This window comes from Bifidobacterium sp. LCP19S3_E9 (assembly GCF_052121135.1).
Taxonomy (GTDB): Bacteria; Actinomycetota; Actinomycetes; order Actinomycetales; family Bifidobacteriaceae; genus Bifidobacterium; species Bifidobacterium thermacidophilum.
In genome coordinates this window covers 133,620-157,809 of the sequence record NZ_JBQKEV010000006.1, presented here as the reverse complement: position 1 = coordinate 157,809, position 24,190 = coordinate 133,620, and the positions used below count along the sequence as shown (strand labels likewise).

17 protein-coding genes are annotated in these 24,190 nt (G+C 61.6%); 7 read left to right on the top strand and 10 right to left on the bottom strand.

The features are described from left to right. Positions 1-339 precede the first annotated feature (339 nt). The 6 genes from ACTQYB_RS04835 (at position 340) to ACTQYB_RS04810 (ending at position 8,567) form a co-directional block, all read left to right on the top strand. On the top strand, positions 340-1,413 hold the full coding sequence (locus ACTQYB_RS04835; protein ID WP_321046501.1) for a GNAT family N-acetyltransferase: 1,074 nt from the start codon (positions 340-342) through the stop codon (positions 1,411-1,413). Continuing rightward, complete coding sequence (locus ACTQYB_RS04830; protein WP_015451098.1) at positions 1,410-1,724, top strand: DUF2469 domain-containing protein; 315 nt, start codon at positions 1,410-1,412, stop codon at positions 1,722-1,724. The genes ACTQYB_RS04835 and ACTQYB_RS04830 overlap by 4 nt, the downstream gene beginning before the upstream one ends. A gap of 147 nt (positions 1,725-1,871) precedes the next feature. Beyond that, on the top strand, positions 1,872-3,461 hold the full coding sequence (locus tag ACTQYB_RS04825; RefSeq protein ID WP_441482046.1) for an NAD(P)/FAD-dependent oxidoreductase: 1,590 nt from the start codon (positions 1,872-1,874) through the stop codon (positions 3,459-3,461). Positions 3,462-3,765: 304 nt separating this feature from the next. Further along, the gene (gene rho / locus ACTQYB_RS04820; RefSeq protein ID WP_441482045.1) at positions 3,766-5,799 is read left to right on the top strand and encodes a transcription termination factor Rho; all 2,034 of its coding nucleotides are present in this window, start codon (positions 3,766-3,768) and stop codon (positions 5,797-5,799) included. A 223-nt stretch (positions 5,800-6,022) separates the two neighbouring features. Further along, positions 6,023-6,415: a chorismate mutase gene (locus ACTQYB_RS04815; protein WP_015451095.1), complete on the top strand. Its 393-nt coding sequence runs from the start codon at positions 6,023-6,025 to the stop codon at positions 6,413-6,415. A 154-nt stretch (positions 6,416-6,569) separates the two neighbouring features. Next, the gene (locus tag ACTQYB_RS04810) at positions 6,570-8,567 is read left to right on the top strand and encodes a hypothetical protein (protein ID WP_152570352.1); all 1,998 of its coding nucleotides are present in this window, start codon (positions 6,570-6,572) and stop codon (positions 8,565-8,567) included. A 170-nt stretch (positions 8,568-8,737) separates the two neighbouring features. Here the strand turns inward: ACTQYB_RS04810 and valS are convergent, their stop codons facing one another. The 4 genes from valS to ACTQYB_RS04790 form a co-directional block, all read right to left on the bottom strand. Continuing rightward, positions 8,738-11,521 carry a valine--tRNA ligase gene (gene valS, locus ACTQYB_RS04805; RefSeq protein WP_441482044.1) on the bottom strand — a complete coding sequence of 928 codons (2,784 nt, stop codon included), beginning with the start codon at positions 11,519-11,521 and terminating at the stop codon, positions 8,738-8,740. A 230-nt stretch (positions 11,522-11,751) separates the two neighbouring features. Continuing rightward, entirely contained in the window at positions 11,752-13,308 is a 1,557-nt protein-coding gene (locus ACTQYB_RS04800; RefSeq protein ID WP_441482043.1) for an ABC transporter substrate-binding protein, read from the bottom strand. Between the two features lie 125 nt (positions 13,309-13,433). Further along, a complete protein-coding gene (gene nth / locus ACTQYB_RS04795) occupies positions 13,434-14,102 on the bottom strand; it encodes an endonuclease III (protein WP_321046169.1) in 669 nt (222 codons plus the stop codon). A gap of 177 nt (positions 14,103-14,279) precedes the next feature. Then, on the bottom strand, positions 14,280-15,020 hold the full coding sequence (locus tag ACTQYB_RS04790) for a winged helix-turn-helix transcriptional regulator (RefSeq protein ID WP_441482042.1): 741 nt from the start codon (positions 15,018-15,020) through the stop codon (positions 14,280-14,282). Positions 15,021-15,271: 251 nt separating this feature from the next. Between ACTQYB_RS04790 and ACTQYB_RS04785 the strand changes: the two genes are divergently transcribed. Then, positions 15,272-16,015, top strand: coding sequence for a hypothetical protein (locus ACTQYB_RS04785; RefSeq protein WP_441482041.1), 744 nt, complete (start codon positions 15,272-15,274; stop codon positions 16,013-16,015). Positions 16,016-16,466: 451 nt separating this feature from the next. Here the strand turns inward: ACTQYB_RS04785 and ACTQYB_RS04780 are convergent, their stop codons facing one another. From ACTQYB_RS04780 to ACTQYB_RS04755, 6 genes are all read right to left on the bottom strand, one after another. Beyond that, entirely contained in the window at positions 16,467-17,051 is a 585-nt protein-coding gene (locus tag ACTQYB_RS04780; protein WP_033506187.1) for a manganese efflux pump MntP, read from the bottom strand. Positions 17,052-17,452: 401 nt separating this feature from the next. Next, positions 17,453-17,950 carry an inorganic diphosphatase gene (locus ACTQYB_RS04775; RefSeq protein WP_441482040.1) on the bottom strand — a complete coding sequence of 166 codons (498 nt, stop codon included), beginning with the start codon at positions 17,948-17,950 and terminating at the stop codon, positions 17,453-17,455. Positions 17,951-18,062: 112 nt separating this feature from the next. Beyond that, positions 18,063-20,270, bottom strand: coding sequence for a maltotransferase domain-containing protein (locus ACTQYB_RS04770; protein ID WP_441482039.1), 2,208 nt, complete (start codon positions 20,268-20,270; stop codon positions 18,063-18,065). A gap of 228 nt (positions 20,271-20,498) precedes the next feature. Next, positions 20,499-21,506 (bottom strand): asparaginase, encoded by a 1,008-nt coding sequence (locus tag ACTQYB_RS04765; protein ID WP_321046175.1) that lies wholly within the window; start codon positions 21,504-21,506, stop codon positions 20,499-20,501. 87 nt (positions 21,507-21,593) lie between these two features. Then, positions 21,594-23,156 carry an amino acid permease gene (locus ACTQYB_RS04760; RefSeq protein ID WP_412170514.1) on the bottom strand — a complete coding sequence of 521 codons (1,563 nt, stop codon included), beginning with the start codon at positions 23,154-23,156 and terminating at the stop codon, positions 21,594-21,596. A gap of 514 nt (positions 23,157-23,670) precedes the next feature. Beyond that, positions 23,671-23,973 (bottom strand): hypothetical protein, encoded by a 303-nt coding sequence (locus ACTQYB_RS04755; RefSeq protein WP_033506122.1) that lies wholly within the window; start codon positions 23,971-23,973, stop codon positions 23,671-23,673. Positions 23,974-24,190: the final 217 nt, after the last annotated feature.

Here is a 24,190-nt window from a genome sequence, read left to right as displayed (position 1 = left end):
GCGTCGGTAGAAAGTGGAGGATGGCGTTCTCGCGGGGCGTACCGGGACATCCCTAGGTGCGTCGAGGGGATGCCGGGGGTGTGCTGGGGCGCGCCGGGGGTACGTATTCGCAAGTTCCGTACAGGTTCGCCCGAAATCCTGCAACTTGTTACCCAACTCGGTAGAATGGGACCGTATTGGTAACGCTTATGAGGATGAAAGCGAATGTCTGAACAAACACAGTCAGTGGCGGACAGCACAGTAAACGGTACGGTCACCAGTGCTGTCAATAGTGCGGTCAGCGGCGAAGATCGCCGCGAACTGCCCGCCCGCATCACCATTCCCGAAATTCGCGGGGAGATGGTTCATCTGCGTCCAGCGAGCATCGAGGATTTGGGGCGTCTCGATCAGCTTGACGCGTTTTACAACGCATCCGGGATTACCGGCAAAGACCGCGAATCTGAACGTGCGGCAGTCAACGCGTGGGTGCGTCGTTCCGTCGCATGGGCAGAGGGCCGCGCGTCCGTGGACAGTGGGGTGGCAGACCCAGAATCGCGTCCCACCATCGCGTGGGCGATTCTGACCGACGCCGACCGTGACGGCGATGGCATTGTTGACGCAGAGGCGACGGACAACGTCATCGGCATGATTTTCCTCATCGATATCGACGGATGGTCGCGTTCCGCCAGAATCCAAGTCGTGCTTGGCAAGGATTACCGTGGCCGCGGCTATTCGCGTGACGCGATGCCTCGTGTCATGACCTTCGGCTTCGCTCCGAGGCCCGCCGGCCTTGGCATGCATCGCATCTGGGTCGCTGTGCCGGAGAAGAACACGCGTTCACTATCCGTGTACCAGTCCCTCGGCTTCATTCCCTCGGGCACGTCGCGCGACGCGCTGTGGGACGCTGAGAACAACAAGTATCAGGATTTGATCGTCATGGATATGCTAACCGACGAATACGATCCGATCCACTCGTTGGAGGTCTTCGGCATGCATGTGTTCGAAGACAATCCGGGCGTCAAAGAGGCGCTGTGCGCGCGCGAGCATTCGTTGGCGATCCGCAAGCGCGAGCATCCGGCGGATGGCGGCGACCATGCGTCACATGCGGGCGACGAGGGCGACCAGACCCGTCGCGATGGCGCCGATCAAGCCGGCAACGACACGAACGGCCGGGCGGACGGCACGATTGAAGGGACCAGCACGTCCGCAGGCGATGCCGCACCGGGCATCTCGGGAGATAACCGGTCTGCCGACGACCATTCCGGACAAGCCGACACCGCCCAAAGCCAAGCATCTGCCGGCGCCCCCGGCCATCACACGCTGGATGGCGAGGAGAACTGGCCGCACAGCTCGCATGACCGTCAGCCCTCGAAGCAGGCGTGGTGGCGCACCATCGGCCGCAGGCGCGAGCGCAGGACGGAGGAAGACGCATGAGTGCGGAAGATCTTGACAATTACGAGACCGACGCCGAACTCGCCCTGTACCGGGAGTACCGGGACGTCATCAAGCTGTTCACCTACGTCGTGGAGACGGAACGTCGTTTCTATTTGGCGAACAAAGTCGATTTCAACGTGCGTTCCGCCGGTCAGGACGTGTATTTCGACGTGCAGCTGACGGATGCGTGGGTGTGGGATGTCTACCGTTCCTCCCGTTTCGTGAAAAGCGTGCGTATCGTCACGTTCAAAGACGTGAATGTTGAGGAAGTCCAGAAGACGGATATCGATATCCCGGATTCGTTGACTTGACACGGTTTGCGAGACTCCCCGCCTTTTGGTGGCGGGGAGTGCTAGCATGACATACGGTTTATTCGTGTATTTTTTCGGCTTCGGCGTCCATGATGCGCCGAATCATGTAAAGTTTCACTGATTTGTTGTGTTGTTCAGGAGGTCATTGTGGCACAGAAGCAGTCTGTCGTGATTATCGGCGGTGGTCCCGCCGGTCTTACTGCCGCGTGGGAACTGGTGAAGAAGGGCGGCGCCGAGCAGTACGACGTGACAGTGCTCGAGGAGACCGGTGAATTCGGCGGTATTTCACGTACTGTGAAGCATAACGGCAATCGCATGGATATCGGTGGTCACCGCTTCTTCTCGAAGGATGACCGCATCATGGATTGGTGGAAGGAGGTGCTGCCGCTGCAGGGCGCACCTTCCTATGACGACAAGAAGCTCGGTCGCCATCACGATCTGGAGCCGGGCGGCCCGGATCCGGAGAAGGAAGACAAGGTGATGCTCAAGCGCCACCGCGTCTCCCGTATTTTCTGGAACCATCACTTCTTCGATTACCCGATTTCCCTGTCAGCCAATACGCTCAAGGCCATGGGCTTCAAGCTCACCATGGTTGCCGGCTTCAGCTATTTGAAGTCCGTGTTCCACAAGCTGCCGGAAACGAATCTGGAGAACTTCTACATCAACCGTTTCGGCCGCAAACTCTATTCGATGTTCTTCGAAGGTTACACGGAGAAGCTGTGGGGCCGTCACCCCAGCCAGATTTCCGCGGATTGGGGTTCGCAGCGTGTCAAGGGCCTGAGCATCATGGGCGTGCTGAAGAACGCATTCCAGAAGCTCTTGCCGAAGAAGCGCGATTCGAAAGAGGTCGAGACCTCGCTGATCGAAGAGTTCTGGTATCCGAAGTATGGTCCGGGCCAGCTGTGGGAGACGGTCGAGCATAATTGCGAGCAGGCCGGCGCCAAAGTCATCACCGGCGCCAAGGTTGTTGAAGTGCGGCAGGAAGGCGGCAAGATCGCCTCGGTCGTATACGTCGACCATGAGGGCAACCGCACCGAGCTCAAGGCTGACCAGTTCATCTCCTCCATGCCGGTCAAGGATCTTATCAACGCGGTGGACGAGTCGGACAAGCCGGCTCCGAAGGACATCACCGAGATCGCCAACGGCCTGCCGTACCGCGATTTCGTGACCGTCGGTCTCTTGGTCAAGCATCTTCGCCTGAAGAACACCACCGGCATCCCCACGCTCGGCAACCCGCCTATTGTGCCGGATTGCTGGATTTACGTGCAGGATCCGGGCTACAAGGTCGGACGCATCCAGGTGTTCAATAACTGGAGCCCGTACTTGGTCAAGGACGTCGATGACACCGTGTGGATCGGCCTTGAATACTTCTGCAAGGAAGGCGACGATTTCTGGAATATGACCGATGAGGAAGCCACCAAGTTCGCCATCGAGGAAATGACTCGCATGCGCGTTATCAACGGCCCTCAGGATGTTCTGGACTCGCATCGCGAGCGCGTCAAGAAGGCCTACCCTGCGTATTTCGACACGTACGCGCAGATGCCGGAACTCGTTGAGTACCTTGATTCCTTCGGCAATCTGTATTGCGTGGGCCGCAACGGCCAGCACCGCTACAACAACATGGACCATTCCATGGCCACGGCGATCGAGGCAGTCAACAACATCAAGACCGGCAAGACCTCGAAGAAGAACGTGTGGTCGGTGAATACCGATAAGTCCTATCACGAGCAGAAGTAGCGGCGCGTCGCGAGTGTCGCCTCAGCCCGCCCTCCCGGCATCGGGTCGGCGGGCTGTTCTGTATCGTCGGGACCGTTGGGACCGTCTGGACTGTCTGCACCGTCTGGCGGCAGAGGGCTCGTCGCGGGCGGCATGTCGCCGTGGACGGGTGTTGCGCCGGTCGCAGCTCCGTTGTACAGTAAATGAAGTTCGGTTGGGTCTGAAGACCGTGATAATCGAACGTTTCATCGCGGTTTTTCCGCATCTTGTCATACAGCTCGCCGGCGAAGCGTCGGTAGAAGCCACAGAAAGGCAACATTAGGCAATGAGCCAAAATCTTGAGGAAATGAAGCTGCCTGAGCTCAGGGAGCTTGCCAAGCAGATGGGCCTGCGCGGTACGTCGACCATGCGTAAGCCCCAGTTGCTCGCAACGTTGCAGGCGGCTCGTAGTGGAGGGCAAGCCCCGGCCGGCGTCACGGTACGCGTGCCGAAGCCGGTAAAGAAGGCCGCTTCTGCCCCGGAACAACCGCAATCACAAACGAAACCGCAGTCTGCGGCATCTGCGCCTGATTCCGCATCGGCTTCCAAGCCGGTATCCGAGCCGCAGTCCAAATCCGCCGCCGAGTCTAAGCCGGCGACCGAGTCCGCATCCGAACAACCGGAGGCCCGCGTCAATCGCAGGTCGTTGCGCGTCCCCCCGATTGCGCACACCGAAGCGATTTCCTCGATGGAAGGCGAGTTGCAGATGCCACGCGTGCATGAACGCCGCGCCCATCGTCATGTTGGGGAAGCAGCGGGATCGTCTCTGCTCGATCAGCTTGATCTAGACAGCAGCGAAGGCATGCGTACGCGTCACCGTGGCAATGAACGTGGCAATGAACGCGTTGAAATCCACCGTCGCGGAGGTCGTGCGGATTCGAGCGTGCAGGAACGCGAAGAAGAGGCAGTGCGCGATCTTGACGATATCCTTGCGAGCCTGCCTGCGCAGAAGAACGAGGAACACGCCGGTGACGACCGTGCATTCGGACGTCGTCGCGGATTGGGCCGCAATGATCGCATCGAGCGCAACGACAGAAATGATCGCAATGACCGCTCCGATCGCGGGGATCGTTCTGACCGTAATGACCGTAACGATCGTAACGACCGCAGGAGCGGCAATCGTCGTCTGCGCGGCCGTGATCTTGACGACCGCCGCGGCGAGGAGCAGAATGACGAGCTCGTCCCGGTCGCAGGTATCGTCGACGTGCTGGATTCGTACGCGTTCATCCGCACCTCCGGCTATCTGCCAGGCCCGAACGATGTGTATGTTTCGATGGGCCAGGTCAAGAAGTATGGCCTGCGCAAGGGCGATGCCGTGCAAGGCACCATCCGCACCCCGCGTGAAGGTGACCGTCGCAACCAGCGGCAGAAATTCGTGCCGCTCCAGGCAATCAGCAGCATCAATGGCATGAGCGTCGACGAGGCGGCGAACCGCCCGCAGTTCGCCAAGCTAACCCCGCTGTACCCGCAGGAGAGGCTTCGTCAGGAAACCACGCCGAATAAGCTTATCGGGCGGATCATCGACCTTGTCGCCCCCATCGGCAAGGGCCAGCGCGGTCTGATTGTCTCCCCGCCGAAGGCCGGCAAGACCATCACCTTGCAGGCAATCGCGAACGCAATCACCGTGAACAACCCGGAAGTCCATCTTATGGTCGTGCTCGTGGACGAACGTCCTGAAGAGGTTACGGATATGGAACGTACCGTGCAGGGCGAAGTCATCTCCTCGACCTTCGACCGCCCGGCGACCGACCATACGATGGTTGCCGAACTGGCGATCGAGCGTGCGAAGCGTCTGGTCGAACTCGGCCAGGACGTCGTTGTGCTGCTGGATTCCATGACCCGTCTCGCCCGTGCATACAACATCGCCGCTCCAGCGTCGGGCCGCATTCTGTCCGGCGGCGTGGACGCACAGGCGCTGTACCCGCCGAAGAAGTTCTTCGGCGCCGCACGCAACATCGAAAACGGTGGCTCGCTGACCATCATCTCGACCGCGCTGGTGGAAACCGGCTCGAAGATGGACGAGGTGATTTTCGAGGAGTTCAAGGGCACCGGCAATATGGAGCTGCGTCTGAGCCGCGATTTGGCGGACAAGCGCATGTTCCCGGCCGTGGACATCAACGCGTCCGGCACCCGCCGCGAAGAGCTCATCACTTCGCCGCAGGAACTGCCGATTATCTACCGTCTGCGCCGGCTGTTCGGCGGGCTCGAACCCGAGCAGGCGTATCAGGCGCTGGTGCCGCGTCTCAAGAAGACGCCCAGCAACCGTGACTTCCTCAAAGCGCTGGTTCAGCAGTCGGGCGTGGGTTCGTCCTCGAACTGATGCCTTGCCTGTCGCCTTAATCGGCGATAGGTGTGCCAGCACGAAAGGCTGATGTTGTTGGCCGGTGTTATGGCTGACTTTGCTGATGGCGGATCGTCCCTTGACGGTCCGCCATCAGCAAAGTGGTAATCGTCGGCTTGGCGCGCCCACCGCGCTCGGTTTCGCGTCGGCTTGGCGGCGCCTGCCGGTCCTTGGTATGACAAGGCTGATAATCTTGGACATTATGAACGATTCCGAACATGGTGATTGGCAGGATACGACCATCGATTCCCAGCAGGCGCAGGAGCATCCGGAAGTTGCGCAGGCGGTGCGCAAAATCAAGGCGTTGCGCCAGTCGATTGACAATGTGGACACGGCCATCGTCTCGCTGCTCGCGGAACGGTTCAAATTCACGTCCGAAGTGGGCGTGCTCAAGGCGCAGGCGGGATTCGCGCCGGCCGATTGGAAGCGCGAGGACGCCCAAATCAAACGGCTCCACCGGGTGGCGCAGGAAGCCGGGCTTGATCCTCAAATCGCGGAAATGTATCGGGAATTCGTGGTCACAGAAGCCAAGAAACGTCATCAGCGCATCGCCGACGCCGGAGGGGATCCCGGCGTGCTGGATGTATTCGCATGAGCGTGAGGTTCGGCACGGCCGACGAATCCGGATATGACGGAGGTATGAAGCTGAGTCGATACCACGGAACAAGGAGCAGACGACACTGATGATGGTGACCCGCGGCACAAGGCGTGGCAAGCATCCAGGAAGGATTGCAGGCAGGGTGTGCGGCATGACGGTATCATGCGCGATGACCCTCGCCATAGCAGCTGGGGGAGCGGCACCCGCGCGCGAGGCGGAATATCCCTCCGGCACCGCTGTGGCCACGAAAACGCAAGATGTGTTCGGCATTCTGCACGCGGGAACGATTTCCGGCGAACTGTATATCGCCAACGATTTCCAGATCGACCAGTCCGGCACGGCCATCGATTACGGGGTCAGCGAGGACGGCGAGCCTGTCGCGCAAACGGTGGGTGGCGAGGAACAGGCTACGGGCGCGGCGGCCAATACTCTGACCCGAGTCAGCAGTGGCCTCAAAGCGATGCCTTGGAGTGTGCATGTGCGCTACAGTCTCAACGGGCCGAATGTCGATTCGTCGGCGGTCAGCGGGGCAAACGGCCTGGTCGGCCTGCACGTGACCGTAGCCCCGAATCCGCTTGCCGACACGGATTACGCCAACACCACGATTCCTGTAATCGCGTTCACGGTACCGACCAAAGTCACGAGCGAGATCACCGGCAGCAGCGGCACGCTCGTGACCCAAAACGGCACGGATATGCTGGTCGTCGCGGTCGGCAGGCCCGCCCGTACCGCATCCTTTGACTTTTTCTTCACCGCGAAGCACTGCTCGATGAGCCCGTTGGCGGTCGCTGCGGTCGAAGCTTCCGATACCGCGGAATTCAGCCGATCCATGACCGCGCTCGCCACACGGGCCAGCAATCTGTCGGATATCGCCATCGGCGGTGGCAAACATGATACCAAGCTGCTCAACCGGCTCAAAGCGATGCGTGACGCAGAACGTGACAAGGCGAAAAGCGCTATCGCCGCTGCGGACCCGGCATACCAGCAGGCCTTCCATGATTACATGGCCGCGTATGTGACCTCGTACACCGGGCATTTGAGCGGCTCAATCGGTGACAGTACGCAGATGAGCGCGCTGCTTGGCACGGCGGGCGAATTGAACAGCGACACTCCGGTTGCGCGGGCTGTCGCCGATATCTCCAATGCGACCAATGACCGCAGTGCCGCGCGGGCACATCAGGGTGCGGCCGATGCGATTGACGACACCATCCGGCAAATCGAATTGCGCGGAACGACTGGCTTGGCGGCTGATCTCAAACGCCAGGCGGCTTCTCAGACCTCACGTGCGGCCAAGGATTTCAAGACCGGCCAGAAGATGATGCACGATGCGATGATTCCGTTTTCGATGGCCTATACCGACGCGTATACGCGGCATCTGAGCAAGATGACCGGAGGCACGGCGTCGGGTGCATCCACGTATGCGCAGCAGGCGATTGAGCAGACGAACGACGAATTCGCTTCGAACAAGAACCTCAAGGCCGACAATCAGAAAGTTCAGGCCGCGTTGGATACGATGGCGGCGGCGAAAGCTCGTGAGGGGCAGGGCAAGATGCTGCTCACGCTGGCCGCGCTGGTCGCCAAATCCGGTACTGGTGATGCGTCCGGTGCATCCAAGAGTGCGGCGGCGGATTGGAAGACGGTGTCGGCGAACGGTTTGACGGCTTATGCCTTGCAGTCGGGTGCCGGGGTGCGTGCTGACGATAAGGCTGCTGATGGTGCCGGTGCTGGAGCCGGTTCGGGAAGCGGTTCTGTTGCCGCTGGTGGTGATGGCAGTGCTGCGCCTGCTGCCCCGCTTGCATCCACGCGTTCGTTGTATGGCCTCGCAGGTCGGCAATCGCATGGTATCGAGGCGGATATGTCGGGGACGGTCAATGATGTGGTGGCCGTGGAGACTGCAGCCGAAATCATTAAGAATGCCGTGGATACGTTGGCGCCGGATGGGGCGTCTGCATCGTCTGCGTTGAAGCGGGCGATTGACGAGGCGCGTGCCGCCAAAGCCAAAGTTGTGGCTCCTGTCGACGCGCAATCTTCAGTCGGGGCTCTTGAGGCCTCACGCATCGGACGTGAAGGTGTATCGCGGGACGTCGTCACCCCGGTCAACACGCACACCGCCGGTGCCCGCTTCCTGATGGTCACCGACGAACTCTGATCCGCCAAACCCACCCTTCAGTAACCCTCACCACCCCGTGATGCTACCCAAACTGGCTACGCTGGGAGGCTTGATTGCGTAGCTAGTTTGGGTAGAAATACAAACTGGTTACGCCGGGCGGGGGCTCAGCGTAACCAGTTTGTGGGGAAGGACGTGGGAGGCGTCAGCGCTTACTTGCGCGGCTTCTTGGCGGGCGGTTCACCGAGCTCGCTGTCCTTGACGATGACGGCGACCGCGGCATCGGCTTCGTTCTTCGCGTCCTCGGCAGCGCTCTTGGCAGCCGCCGCAGCCTGCTTCACGGCCTTGATGGCGGCACCGGCACGCACCAGTGTGATATTGCCGACCACACGTCCGGCCTCGGCGATGTCGCCCAGCGTGGACTTGATGGAATCGGCCGCATCATCTACCGCGTCAAGCGTGACGGACAGAATCGGCGTCTTCATCGAGACCTTCGCCTCGGACTTGATCTTGCGCAACGCGGCAAGCGCCTCGCCGGCATAGGTGAGCACGTCCGGGGAGACCTTGAACGCGGCCTGCTCGTACGGTTCCGGCTTCGGCCATGCGGCGCGGTGCACCGAGCCCTCGCCCGCGTGCATCCAGGACCACACCTCTTCGGTCGCGTACGGCAGGTACGGGGCCAGCAGACGGGCGAAGGTGTCCAGGCCCAGACCCAGCGTGGTGCGCGCGGACTTGACTGCCGCCTCGCTCGGGGTCTTGCCCGTCGAATCGGCCGTGCCGTATGCACGGTTCTTCACCAGTTCGATGTAATCGTCGCAGAACTGCCAGAAGAAGCTTTCGATGACTTCGAGCGCCTTCGAATGCTCGTAGGAGTTCAGCGCGTTCGTTGCCTGGCGGATCACAAGCGCCATCTTGGCCATGACCGCGCGATCCAGCGGTTCGGTCACGTCGGCCGGATTCCACTGTGCGACGGCAGGGGAGCCGACATGATGGTTTTCGTCCTCGCGGCCGATGGCCAGCGCGAACTTGGTGGCGTTGAGCAGTTTGATGGCCAGACGGCGGCCAATCTTCATCTGCCCCTCGTCATACGTGGCGTCCAGGCCGAGGCGCGCGGAAGCGGCCCAGTAGCGCACGGCGTCCGCGCCGAACTGCTTGATCGGCTTGTTCGGCACGACGACGTTGCCCTTGGACTTCGACATCTTCTTGTGATCCGGGTCGAGAATCCAACCGGACAGCGTGGCGTTCGCCCACGGCAGGCAATGGTTCTCAAGATGCGCGCGGTCGATGGAGCTGAACAGCCAAGTGCGGATGATGTCCTGGCCCTGCGGACGCAGATCCATCGGGAACGTGGCCTTGAACAGTGCCTCATTCTCCTCGCCCGGCTCGGCCCAGTGGGTCACAATCTGCGGGGTCAGGGATGACGTGGCCCACGTGTCCATGATGTCCTTCTCGGCGGTGAAGCCGTTCGGCTGGTCACGCTGGGACTCGTCGTAGCCTTCCGGCACGTCGTTGGTCGGGTCGATCGGCAGCTGGTCCTCGCGCGGGGTGAGCGGATGCTCGTAATCCGGCTCGCCGTTGGCATCAAGTGGATACCACAGCGGGAACGGCACGCCGAAGAAGCGCTGGCGGGAAATCAGCCAGTCGCCGTTGAGGCCGTTGACCCAGTTGTCGTAGCGCACGTGCATGAAGTCCGGGTGGAAGTTGAGCTCGTTGCCGCGCTCGATGAGTTCGGCGTTGAGCTTCTTGTCGGTGCCGCCGTTCTTCAGGTACCACTGGCGGGAGGTGACGATTTCGAGCGGCTTATCGCCCTTCTCGTAGAAGTTCGTCATACGAGTGGTGGGCTTCGGCTCGCCGTCCATATCACCGGATTCACGCAGATGGTCGACGATGATCTTGCGGGCGGAGAACGTGGTCTTGCCCTCGGTCTCCTCGAAGATCGCACGGCCTTGCGGGTCCTCGATCCAATCCGGCACGCTCATGATGATGCGGCCGTTACGCTGGATGATCGGGCGGGTCGGCAGCTTCAGATCACGCCACCATTCGACGTCGGTCACGTCGCCGAAGGTGCAGCACATGGCGATGCCTGCGCCCTTGTCCATTTCAGCGGCCGGATGCGCGAGAATCGGCACCTTGACCTTGAACAGCGGAGAATAGACGTACTGGCCGAAATACTGCTTATAGCGATCGTCGTCCGGGTTGGCGATCAACGCGCCGCACGCGGCGAGCAGTTCCGGACGGGTGGTTTCGATGTAAATCGGGGTGCCGTCTTCGAAACGGAACGCGATCTTGTGATAGAAGCCGGGATATTCGCGGCTTTCCAGCTCAGCTTGGGCGACTGCGGTCTGGAAGGTCACGTCCCACAGGCCCGGAGCGTCCTTCTGATAGGCCTCGCCGCGGGCGAGATTGCGCAGGAAGGCTTTCTGGGCGACGCGCTGCGGATGCTCGCCGATGGTGTGGTAGGTCTGCGACCAGTCGATGGACAGGCCGAGCGACCGCCACAGCTCCTCGAACTGCTTCTCGTCCTCCTTGGTGAGGCGCTCGCACAGTTCGATGAAGTTCTTGCGGCTGACCGGCACCTGGTCCTTCGCGTTGATCTTCTTGCCGTCGGTGCCTTCGAATGGCGGCTTGAAATCAGGATCGTACTTCAGGGACGTGTCCACGCGCACGCCGTAATAGTTCTGCACGCGGCGCTCGGTAGGCAGGCCGTTGTCGTCCCAACCCATCGGATAAAAGACGTCGAAGCCCTGCATGCGCTTGAACCGGGCGATGATATCGGTATGCGTGTAGGAGAATACGTGACCGACATGCAGATGGCCGGACACGGTGGGCGGCGGGGTGTCAATCGAATAGACGGCCTTGCGGTCGCGTGTATTGCGGAATTTATAGACGCCGGATTCGTCCCACGTCTTGCGCCACTTGTCTTCGAGCCCGTCGACGCCGACCTTGTCAGGCAGCGGGGTCAGGTTCGCGGTGATGGTATTGTCCTGATCAGTCATAACCGCTAGTTTAGGGAGCGATTATGACAACAGGGGAGCGGACTTTCGGGCGGGAAGACGGGTTTCGTGCCGGTTCCGTTCAGCTCGCGTCGGTTGCGGGCAAACGGCGGCTGATAACGGGTTCCGGTTGATGGCAGATTGCGGCTGATGATGGTGGGTGTCAGTTTGTGATGGTGGGCTATGGCTAGCGACGGGTACCGACGCCGACGCTGACAACTGCCGGACGCCGGTCAGTGCTTCTCCAGCGCGAGATTCTTGAGCGGGAGGATTTCATCGGTCAGATTCACCGGATACCCGCTCAGCTTCGGGTTGACCGCGATATTGATACCCCGCTCGTACAGCCACGCCGCGGCAGCGTCCTGGCTGACCGTGCGTGCGAACGTTGCCATCTGCGTGGCGTAGTCGGCGGCGTTCGTTGATGCGACCGCCTGCTGGTATTCCTGCTGTGCCTCGCCGTTCTGGTATTGCAGGGTGTTGTCCACGCCGTTGAACAGGTCCACGTTGTCGGTGCCGTCGACCGAAACCAGCGCGATCTTGAAATCGCCGCTCTTCAACCGCTGGCTCAGCGTCGCGTCATCGACCACCTGCATATCAGGATTGATCGCCGTCAGATTCGACGTGCCCTGCTTGAGATAGTCGTTGATTTGCGCGCCGAGCGCCTGGTATTCCTGGGGTACGAGGAAGGTCAGATCGCCGAAATACCGGGTTGAATAATAGGTGAGCATCTGCGCGGCCTTCGCTTGGTCATGCGGGTAGAGCCCCGTCAGATCCTCATAGCCGGGTTCCAGCGGGCCGATCGGGCCGCCGAGCGCCTGTTTCGCGTCTGTCGCCGAGGATGCCACGGCGGCGGTGTCAATCAGATAGCGGAACGATTGGCGGGTGCGCAAATCCGACATCGGTGAGTCCGTGCCGCAATTGAAGACGAGCATCACTTTGGATGTGCTGGAACCTTGGACCGCTTTCATTCCGGTGCGTTTGCCGATATCCGTGATGCTGGTATGCTCCAGCGGCAGCGCGAGCTCTACTTCGCCTTCGGCAGCGGCTCCGAGCAGCGAGGATTCGTCGCCATAGTAGTGCAAGGTGACTTGGGCGCTCGCCGCTTTCTTACTGTCCCAATACCGATCGTTGCGTTGCAGGGTGATAGTGGAACCCTGCTCGTATGTCCGCCCGACGATGAATGGGCCGGAACCGAGTGCTTGCGTGGTGTAATCGAGATTCGCTGTGCTGTCGTAGACGATGCCGGCGCGTCCCGACAGCGCGCGCAACAATGTCGCGTCAGGCTCACGCAGCGTCAACACCACTGTATGAGCGTCGTCTGCGGACACGGAGGCGACGTACCCGAGGCGCTCGTAGCCTACGTATTTCTTGCTGATGATTTGGTTGAACGACCAGACGACATCGTCGGCGTCGAGCGTGTCACCGTTGGAAAATGTCGCGTTGCCGCGCAGATGGAGGGTCACAGTCCGCCCGTCCTTGGACGTGGACCAGCTGTTGGCGAGCGAGGGGATGAGTTTGTTGTTCTCATCGCGTCCGATAAGCGTTTCGTAGACGTTGCCGAGCAAGGCCTGTTCGACGGCGGTGCCTTGTTCGGTGCGGATATCCAATGATTTCGGGGCATCGATGAGGCCGACGTCGATGGTTGAATCAGAGCCGATCAGCCCGGCGTCGTCAAGAACCCCGCTACGTTCCGCGATGGATTTGCCGAGCATGATCAGCACGAACAGGGCGATGACGATAGCGCTGAACGCAATCCACCGTCTGAGCTCTCCCTGCTGCTTCTTCGTCATGATTCGAGTCTACCGCGAACCCCGCCGATGCGCGGCCCTGCATACCCCCTTCGATCAGACGGCGTCGGTCTTCTGGAGGTCTTTCGGTCGTCCTTGTTATGGCCGATCGCCGCTGGTGTTGTGCTTCACCCGAAGATGCCGGCGCTGGGGCAGGTGTCGTTGAGGGGGCAGGCGGCGCAGTCTGGTTTGCGTGCATGGCATGTCGCCCGGCCGTGCAGGATCAGCCGGTGCGACAGATCGGTCCACTCCTCGGGCGGGAAGCACGCGGTGATCTCGCGTTCGATATGTACCGGGTCGGGATGTGCGCTGCGCCAATCGGTACGCCAGCGTAGGCGGCCGGTCACGCGAATCACATGCGTGTCAACGGGGAAGCCCGGCACGCCGAACGCGTTGCCGAGCACCACATTCGCGGTTTTCCGCCCGACACCGGGCAGTGATGTCAGCTCGTCCATGGTGTGCGGGACGGTGTCGCCGAACCGTTCGTGCACGTCATGCGCCATCGCGACGATATTGCGGGATTTGGCGTGGTAGAAGCCCAATGGCCGGATGATATCCTCGACATCCTCCACCCGTGCGGCGGCAAGTTCGGCCGGTCCGGGGTAGCGCGAGAACAGCGCGGGTGTGACTGTATTCACCCGCTTGTCGGTGGTCTGGGCGCTCAGAATCGTCGCGGTCAGCAGCTCGAAAGGGTTCGTGAAATGCAACGCGCACGCCGGGGCGGGGAACTCCTCGCATAGGATTTGGTACTCGTCATGCATGCGCTCGATGCGGTGTCGTTTGCTTTCGCTGGCCATACCCGCATGATAAGGCACAGCGGGCATCCGTCCAACCGCGGGTTGTATGCCAATGGCGAATTGCTGATGCGGCGGACGTTGGTGAGGTGACGGTGGCGGCGTTGTATGAGGATTGGTTCGCACAACGGCGGCTTGAGTCTGCCCGAATCAGCCTGAATCGCCCGAACCAACCCAAAATCAGCCCTGGGCAGCGTTCGCGCGGGCGGCGCTGTCGTCCTTGTCATCTTCCGGCGGGTCGAAACGGTAGCCGACGTTGCGCACCGTACCGATGACATGCTCGTATTCGCCGCCGAGCTTGGCACGCAGACGTCGCACGTGAACATCCACGGTTCGCGTGCCGCCGTAGTAGTCGTACCCCCACACTTCCTGCAACAGCTGCGCGCGGGTGAACACGCGTCCGGGGTGCTGAACCAGATATTTGAGCAGTTCGAATTCTTTGTAGGCCAAATCAATCGGGTGCCCGTGCAGACTTGCCGTATATCCATTGGTGTCGACGACCAAGTCGCCGCAACGGATCAGCCCGTCGGCGTCCTGTGCCCCGACCGTATTTGACTGGACGCCCGACGGCGTGTTGCCGCGTTCTGTGACCAGCCGCAAACGACCTTCGACCTCGGCGGGGGAGGCGTTGGCAACGATGACGTCGGCGATGCCCCACTGCGAGTTGACAACCGTGAATCCGCCCTCGGTGAGAATCAGCACGATCGGCGTGGACAGGCCGGAGGCGTGAATCAGCCGGCACAGGGTCTTTGCGGTGGCGAGATCGTCCCTCGCGTCGAGGAACAAGACGGTGCTTTCCGGCATCTTCACCAGACTCGCCGCATCCATCGGCAGCACGCGCACCCTGTGAGAAAGCAGCGCGAGCGACGGCAATACGGATGCGGGGTCACTGGCAGAGGTCATCAACGTCAAATCAGTCATGTTGTAGCCCTCCGGTCGAATTACGGTTTTCACACAGTTTACAGCTGTAATGTTATGGCAATCAGGACATTCAAGGGCGGTGCTTCCATATGGCGGAGAATGGGCAAGTGCGCGGCTACAATGAGTAAGGAACTCCGTCATGACGTCACATGCCGGTAACATGCCCATAACATTGTGGACCACCCGGTTGCATGACGATGACACATGACGCCGTGCCACGGCAGGAACATCCGTCGGCGGAAGGAATAGATATGGTAGAGCAGACACAACCCGACAGCACCCTCCCGCACCGTCCGTACCGTGGCGTACTCGCCGTGCAGGTTATTGCGCTTGTGCTGCTTGTCGGCGCCAGTCTGCTCGGCCAGTTTGCCCTGTTCCTCGAAGTGCCGCTGTGCGTTGCGGCGATGGCGGCGTTCACGATTTTCTGGCCGTTCCGCGGCACTTGGACTGATCGTGTGCTTGGCGTGCTCGCAGGTCTGATTTCGCTGGTGTTTGCGCTCAACGCACTCGGCAGCGGGACACTGTACCCGTCGTTGAACGCGAATGACGCGCTGACGATTGTCGCGACTCCGCTGATTCACTGGGCGTGCGTGTATGTCATGCTGCTTGCGCTGTTCACGGTTATCGGTTTCGCCCGTCAGATGGCACGCAAAGAGCATACCGATCTGCTGCGCTCGCTGTCGCAGAGCCTGACCGGCGTGGTGGCGATGGCGAGTATGCCTGGCTGGCTGTTCGTGGTGGTCGCGGCGTCCTGCGTGTCGTTCACGGGGCCGGGAACCTGGGTTGCCATTGTGGTGAGTGTGATTGCGTTGGCGCTCATGGTGCTGATGGTGATCGCCTCGCGGTTCTGGCTCAAGGATTTTGATCCGGATCCGGCAGTACCGGCCCCGTGGGTCGGGATTGCCCTGCTGCCGGTAATGCTGCTTGGGCTGGTGGCGTTCGCCGCGACGCTGGCATTGCTGCTGTGCCAGTATGGTCCGATATTTGTGGACTGACTTTTTCGCGCTGTTCGGCTGCAGGAACCCGATGATGCGATGGGGCTTCGGGGTTCCTGCGTGTGGCGGTTGTGGCTAGCCTGAGATGGGTTCGCAATTCGCCGTTGCCGGGGTGTCGCTGGGATATCCTCGGGGGCGGATTCCCATAGTTGCAGTGCTATTTCGGGCAGGATTACGTAGATGCGGCCCTATATGCCGGAGGCTGCGCGGTCGCTGCCCCGGCGTACGGGCGATGTGATGGTTTCTTGGATATCCCGGGTGGAGTGTGCCGCAGCGTCGTGCGATTGGGGGTGTAGTTGCGGCAACCTGTGGCAGGAAGCGTGCGATCTCGGATATGCTGTGCGCGGTGTCGGTCGGGAACTCTGAGATGGTGCGCTATCGGTCGATGCCCGTTGGGAATGCCGCCGGCCGCGCCGTCCGCCCGGCCCATGCCACCGGGCGCTGCCCGCCGCTACCAGGCGATGACGCCGAGATGCTCGAGCAACACCTTGATGCCAATAAGGATGAGGATTACGCCGCCCGCAATCTGTGCTGGTTTCTGCCATCGTGCGCCGAACGCGTGTCCGATATGCAGGCCGGCGGCGGAGAACGCGCCGGTCACCACGCCGATGATCAGTACCGACCACAGGATGTTCACCTTCATGAATGCGAAACTCACCCCGATCGCGAACGCGTCGATGCTGCATGCCACGGCGAGCGGCAGCATGTGCCGCCAGTCGAACTGCGGTGTTTCGCGCGCGTTCTCGTCGTCCTCCTCGAACGCCTCGCGGACCATGTTGCCGCCAATCAGCGCGAGCAATCCGAAGATAATCCAGTGGTCCACCGCCGTCACATACCCGCTGAAGGTGTCGGCCAACAGATAGCCGAGCAGCGGGAACAGCGCCTGGAATCCGCCGAACCACAGGGCGGTTTTGAAGGCGTCCAACGGGCGTACCCGGCGCACGGTCAGGCCCTTGCCGATGGACACGGCGAACGCGTCCATCGAAACGGAAAGCGCGATGAGAAGAATACCAACCAAAGAGGTGCTTGATGTCATTGTCAGTGCATGGTTCATCCGCAGTGCGGATGGGCCTCGACGGCTAACCGCCTACGCCTTACGGTCCGACACGGCGACTGCCGGCGTAGGGCGGCTTTGAATTCCCATGAATCTGTTCGCATGTCGAAATTACCCGCCCAAGTATAGTCGCTCGCTGCTGAAAGACAAGCCGCGGATTATGCGGACTACGCCTGGCACGTGAACTACGCTGACCACTCCGACCGTGCGATTACGCTAACTGCACAGACTACGCAGCCCGTGCAACCCGCCCAAACGAAAGGAGCCGCCCCAATCGGGACGGCCCCTCGTGTCGGATATGTGCACAGCTAGGTTCGGCGGATGCCTAGGCGATCGCTATCAATCCCATAGCTTCAAGCCGAAAGCCGAACCGTACATATGCCTCACTTGGCTTCGGAAGCGGCGAGACGTTCGCGCGCGGCCTTGATCTCGGCCTCGGCCTTGTCAACGCCGGCCCAGAAATCGCCCGGCTTGACTTCCTTGCCCGGCTCCAGAGCCTTGTACTGCTCGAAGAAGTGCTTGATTTCGGCCTTGTGGTACTCGTTGACATCGTCGATGTCCTTGATGTCGTCGAAACGCACGTCGGCAGGCACGCACAGCACCTTGTCGTCGCCGCCGGCCTCGTCGACCATGTGGTACAGGCCGACAGCGCGGCACTCGACCACGCAGCCCGGGAACACGGAATTCGGGATCATCACGAGCGCGTCGAGCGGATCGCCGTCCTCGCCCAGCGTGCCGTCGATGTAGCCGTAGTCATCCGGGTAGCCCATGGCGGTGAACAGCGTACGATCCAGGAAGACGCGACCGGTCTCATGGTCCACTTCATACTTGTTCTTGGAACCGCGCGGAATCTCCACGACGACATTGAAGGTTTCTGTCATTTCGAATCTCCTTGATAGACAACAGGATTTCCGTTATTCAGGATACTCGGTACCCGGCACGTATGTCACGTGAGACGAATCGTGCCGGGTACCGAGAATCAGGATGCGGGAACTACCGCTTGATGCTCAGCACGTGCGCGACATCGGCCCACGGGGCGAGCGAGACATAGTTGTCGTTCGTCCAGGTGAAGGTGCGGCCGGTCAGCTCGTCGGCCACGGTGAACGGCTCGCCGGCGGGCAGGCCGAACGCGGCCGGGTCGAGGCGGATCATGGACTGGTGGGCGTTATGGCCGTCGAGGTTCACGACCACGATCAGCGTGTCCGGCTTGCCATCCGCCGTCAGCTCGGCGGGCGTGTGGCGGGCGAAGGCGAGGACGTTCGCATCCGAGCTGTCCAGGATTGTCAGATTGTGGTAGCTGCGGGCAGCCGGATGACGCCTGCGAATCGCGTTGAGCGAGGTAAGCAGCTTGGCGGTGCCGTACTTGTCGGCCTCGCTCCAGTCGCGCACGCGGATTTCGTATTCCTCGGGATTCTCAGGGGCCTGCGTGCCCGGCTGCTGCTTGTTTTCCACCAGTTCGTAGCCGCTGGCGATACCCCAGCTCGGCACGCCCGTCGCGGCGAGCACCGCGCGGATCGCGTAGCCGGCGATGCCGTTGTCGCGCAGATAATCGGTGAGAATGCGGTGCGTGGACGGCCAGAACGTGTCATGCTGCGTGTATGCGGTGTCGCTGTTCGCCTCGAACAGGTAGTCTTCCAGCTCGCGCTTGGTGTTGCGCCATGGGAAGTAGCAGTCCGACTGGGTGAAGCCGGCGCGGCTCAGTGCGCCCATCATCGCGGGCGCGGTGAAGGATTCCGCAAGGAACAGCACTTCCGGGTGCGCGTGCCGGGTCTGTTCGATGATTCGCTGCCACGCCTGCGCCGGCCAACGGTACGGTTCGACTGCGCGGAACGCCGTCACGCCGGCTTTCACCCACACGTCCAAGGTGTGGACGATCGCCTTGACGATACCGTCCGGATCGGCATCGAAGTCCAGCGGGACCATATCCTTGCGCTCCGACTGCGGGTCGAGCGGATCGGCCGGCGTGCCGTCGGCCTTGCGGCGCACCCACTGCGGGTGTTCGGCGATCCAGGGATTATCCGGCGATACGAACAGCGACACGTCAAGCGCTACTTCAAGGCCCAGGTCATGGGCTTTCGTGGTGAACGCGCGGACATCATCCATCGTGCCGAGCGACGGATCCACACTGTCCGCGGCGCCGTCAGCCGAGCCGACAGCGTACGGGGAACCCGGGTCGTGGACGCCAGCATGGGCGACGCCGTTGCGGCCGCGGCGCCCGGTTACACCAATCGGGCTGATCGGCGGCAGACACACCGTGTCGAACCCTTCGGCCGCGGCGCGTTCAAGGCCGGACATGGCAGTGGCGAGCGTGCCGGGGTGTGTGAAACCGGCCGCGTCGTCATCCACGGCACCTTCGGAACGGGGGAAGAAATCATACCAAGCGGTGAAACTGGACCCTGGACGTTCCACGTGAAACATCCTCGGGGCGCTTTCCGATACGCCATCGCGCAGCGGCTTGGCCTCATGCAGGGCGGTGACGTTGTCATTCGTGGCGGCGGCGAAGCGCTCGGCGACCGACAGTTTGCGGTCATCCAGCGTATCGGCGGCTTTCTTCAGCGTGCTGCGCTCGCCGGCGGTCAGGTGCGCGTCACGGGTCGAAGCCCAGCGGCGCAACAGGGTGGCGCCTGCGTCGAGCGCGTTCTCTACGTCTTTTCGGGCGTCGACGGCCTTGCGTGCCCGCTCGAACCATGCGGCGTACGGGTCGAGCCACGCCTCAATGCTGACCGTCCAATCGCCCAGCTGACGTTTGACCGCCGACCAGCCGGACTGCCACGGGCGGGCGTCGCTCGGCTCGCCGGCCTGCACGTCGACTTCCCAGCGGCTCAGGCCGGGGTTGGTGCAGATCATGGTGCGGCGCTGGGTTTCCTTGCCGCGCGGATTGCGCACGATTGCAGCGGCGGAGAGCACGAGCCCTTGTTCGGCAGCGAGTTGTGCGCTGACATGGAATTGTTCGCCAAGTTCGACGCGTGGGGTCGTTTCGCCGTGCGGGGTGGTGTCATAGATTGCGACGCGGCCGAATCCGGCGGCGGCGGTGCGTGCCGAGGTCGCCGCGGAGGTCTTGGCGGTGGCGGCTGCGGTTTTGCGTCGTGTCGTGCGCTTGCGTGTCGCGGCGGTGCGGGTGCTTGATGCTGTTTTGGTTGTTGTTGCTGTTGTGGCTGTCGTCGTTGCAGCGGTCTTTCTTGTCTTTGTATCTTCGCTCATACCGCCATTGTATGAGCGAAATCGTTACCAGTGCATGATTGACAAGCGGGGAATGTTGGAATTTCCCTGAAGTTTAGCCGTCGTTCCGTCCGCATTGCTGCTCGCCACTGAGCCCGTTCCACGCCCCCTGCTTCTGCTGACACTGAGCGTGTGGTGAGTGTCAGCAGAAGGTTGTACCGACGGTGAGCGGTATGTGAGTGTCGGCAGAAGCAGGGGTGAGGGAGGGGCTCAGTGGCTTTCCAGGGTGATTTCGCCGGCGATGGAGCGGCCCATCCATGCGGACAGCTCGGTACCGCCCAATCCTTGGGACAACAGGAAGATGATTTTCGCGTATGCGGCTTCGAGCGTCATATCGCCGGTGCCGACCGCGCCGGCTTTCGCGATGGCATCCCCGGTTTCGTATCGCCCGAGCAGCACATTCGCCTGTTCACATTGCGAGGCGACAATCACCGGGACTCCGGCGTCGAGCGTGCCCGCGATGACGTCCGCGAGCCCGGGTTCGCGGCTGGGGATGTTCCCGACGCCGTACGCGCGCAGCAATACAGCTTCAGGCCGGGGAGTAAGCATGGCGGCGAGCCGCTTCGCGCTCATGCCGGGAACCGTGTCGATAACCGCCACGTCATGCCGCGTATACGGCTTCGGGTTCGTCCAGCCCTCGCCTGGATTGTCGAAAGGCTCCCACTGCCAGGGCGTGCCCGTGCAGGCGAGCGTGCCGGTGGACGGTGAGCAGAAGCCTTCGAACGCCCAGCTCGAGGCTTTCGTCACGCGGTTGCCGGCGAACAGGTGATGCCCGAAGAACAGTGAGATGCCTTTCGCGTGGCCGCTCAACGCCGCGTTGAGCGCACCGGTCACGTTCGCAGTCGCGTCGGATTCGATTTTGCCGAGCGGATGCTGGGAACCCGTGAAAATCACCGGCTTGTCGAAACCGGTGAGCGCGTAGGACAGCGCTGCGGCGGAGTAGCTCATCGTGTCGGTGCCGTGCAGCACGACGAACGCGTCGGCCTCATCATGGTGGGCCCACAGGTCGTCGATCATCGTCTGCCAGTTGTCGGGGGTCGCGTTCGACGAGTCGATCAGCGGGTCAAGTTCGGTGAAGGTGACATCCCCATCGTGCAACTCGTCGCTTTCCCCAAGCAGGCGGCGCAGCCATCCGCGCATGTCGGCGCCGGGAACAAGCCCATGGTCGGATTCGATCATGCCGATGGTGCCGCCGGTGTACGTGATATGAATACGCATCCTGTCTCCTTGTACTTGTTGCTTGGCCGTTGTTGATTCCAGTATCGCTAGTGCCGCGAACAGCGCGGATATCGCGGATTCGCTGTGTCAGGCGGCGGCGAAATCGTCGCTGAGCTCCTCGATGGAATCCTCGTCCTCGTCATTGTCGAGAATCTCGTCCATCAGGCTGCCGTCAATCCTCCCGCGCACCGCGTACCAGCCGATGACCATCGCGACCACGACGACGGCGAACAGCGCAAGTGTCCACCTGCCGGACGCGCTCGTGAGATTCGAGATGACGACAATGGCGAAGAACGCGAGCGCCAGATAATCCGTGAACGGCGCTCCCGGCATCCGGTAGGAGGGGCGCTGCTCCTTGCCTGCCTTGACGCGCTTGAGGAACACGAGATGGGTCACCAGGATCGACGACCATGTGCCGGCAATGCCGATGCCCGCGAGATTCATGATGATGTCGAAGGCGTCGGACGGCAGCACCGCGTTGAGCACCACGCCGATCAGGCCGAGTGCCGACGTGATGATGATGCCGCCGTACGGGATATGGTTCTTGTTCATGCGGGCGGCGAATTTCGGGCCGGAACCCGCGATTGCCAACGAACGCAGCGTGCGGCCGGTCGCGTACAGACCGGCGTTGAGGGACGACAGTGCGGCGGTCAGCACCACGACTTGGATTACGTCGCCGGCGTGGGGAATGCCGATGCCGGAGAAGAAGGTGACGAATGGTGATTCGTTCGACGAATACGCGGTATACGGCAGCACGAGGGCCATGAGAATGACCGAGCCGACGTAGAAGCCGAAAATGCGCACAATCATCGAATTGATGGCCTTCGGAAGCACCTGCTGGGCTTCTTTCGCTTCGCCTGCCGCGACGCCCACCATCTCGGTGCCGCCGAACGCGAAGACCACGCCGAGTGTCAGCGCGAACACCGGGGCGATGCCTTCGGGGAAGAATCCGCCGTGGTCGGTGATGTTGTGCATGCCGGCGTGGTATTGCCCGACCGGGGCTCCGGTGATGATCGCCCAAATCGCGATGGCCATGAACGCGAGGATCGTGAACACCTTGATGGCGGCGAACCAGAATTCGGCCTCGCCGAAGGCCTTGACGCTCAGCATGTTCAGCGCGAACACCGCGGCGAGCGCGCACAGGGCAAGCACCCATTGCGGCACGGCCTTGAACGCCTGCCAGTAGTGGAAGTAGAGCGCGACCGCGGTGATATCGGCCATGACGGTAGTGGACCAGTCGAGGAAGAACAGCCAGCCGGTGATGTATGCGCCTTTCTCACCGAGGAATTCGCGTGCGTAGGACACGAACGCACCGGAGGACGGGCGGCGAATCGCCAGTTCGCCGAGCGCGCGGACCATGAGGAACGCGAAGATGCCGCACACCGCGTATGCGATGGTCAGACCGGCGCCGCCTTGAGCGAGACGTCCGCCCGCGCCGAGGAACAGGCCGGTGCCGATTGAACCGCCGATGGCGATCATCTGGATGTGGCGCGGTTTGAGGTCTTTCGCATAGCCGGCGTCGCTTTTGTCGATCGCTTGGGTGGCCGGGGCTGCCGGTGCCGATTGATTCGCAGAGGATGCGGATTCGGTCGCGGATGCAGGCGGCCTGCTGCCGGACGCGCTCTGCTCTTGGTGTTGTTGTGATGCCATCTGGGTCGGATTCCTGGTTTCTGGTGTGGTTGCTGGTTTGCCGCAGGGTTGGGCGTTTGCGGTTTTCGCGCCGGTATGGGCGGAAAGTGTGTGAAGGAATGCCTCAGATGCCACGGTACTCCTTCGCGCATGGCGTGGACGGGTGCCTTGAAATGTGCCCGACCCCCGATTACGTCAAACGTTTGCCGTCAATGATAACGCAGGCTGTACCGCTGGCGTCGTGGCGTCTTGAATCGGCCAGTTCAATCGTCGGCGCTCGCGCAGCGGGTTGGCACCGCCGCATCGGCAGCCCTATGGGCGGTCGCGTCGGGTCGTCGGTAGGTCCAAGTCCAGTGCCCCGACTCGTTGACGGATGCAACCGACAATCCAACTGCGTGGCTGAACGCCCCGTCACGCCTGCTGGCGCAACGTCTGTCGGGATTGGCGGCGATGCCTTCGGCTTATATCCGCTTTCGATACAGTGGCAATGCCCTTGGATTCGAAAGGCCTTCGAGACAATCGATAGTCGCGATGATTATTCGCCGACTCGCGAATCGGCACTGCTGCTCTGAAGGTTGTTGCCGTTGATCTCCTCGAATTCGTCGTCCTTATCGTCCTCGTCGTCTTCTTCGTCTTGAACACGCGTCGCCCGCATCGCAGCGATGGTCCACGCGCTCAGCGCGATGCCGATCAGACCGGCGATGATTTCCATGATGTTTGGGATGTTCGCGCCCGAAGTCAAGGAAACGATGCCTTGCGCGAGCGATACAATCGACAGCGACCCGAGTGCGAGCACAATCAGCGGTGCCATGGGCTGCAACGGTTGCGAGATGCGCATTGATATCCCCTCTTCGTATTGCTTCTCTTTGCTGTGTTGTCTCTTTGTCGGTTTGCCTGAGGTGTCTTCCCATGACGAGCCGGTAACATCCGTACTCGGCGGTTCGCGTTGCCGGGGTGTCGGTCTGGCGTCGTGGATGAGCGCTGACTGAATGCCTCGGACGGTGAGAATGGCCGGATACACAAAAACCGTGACTGACGAATGTCGAATCACGGTT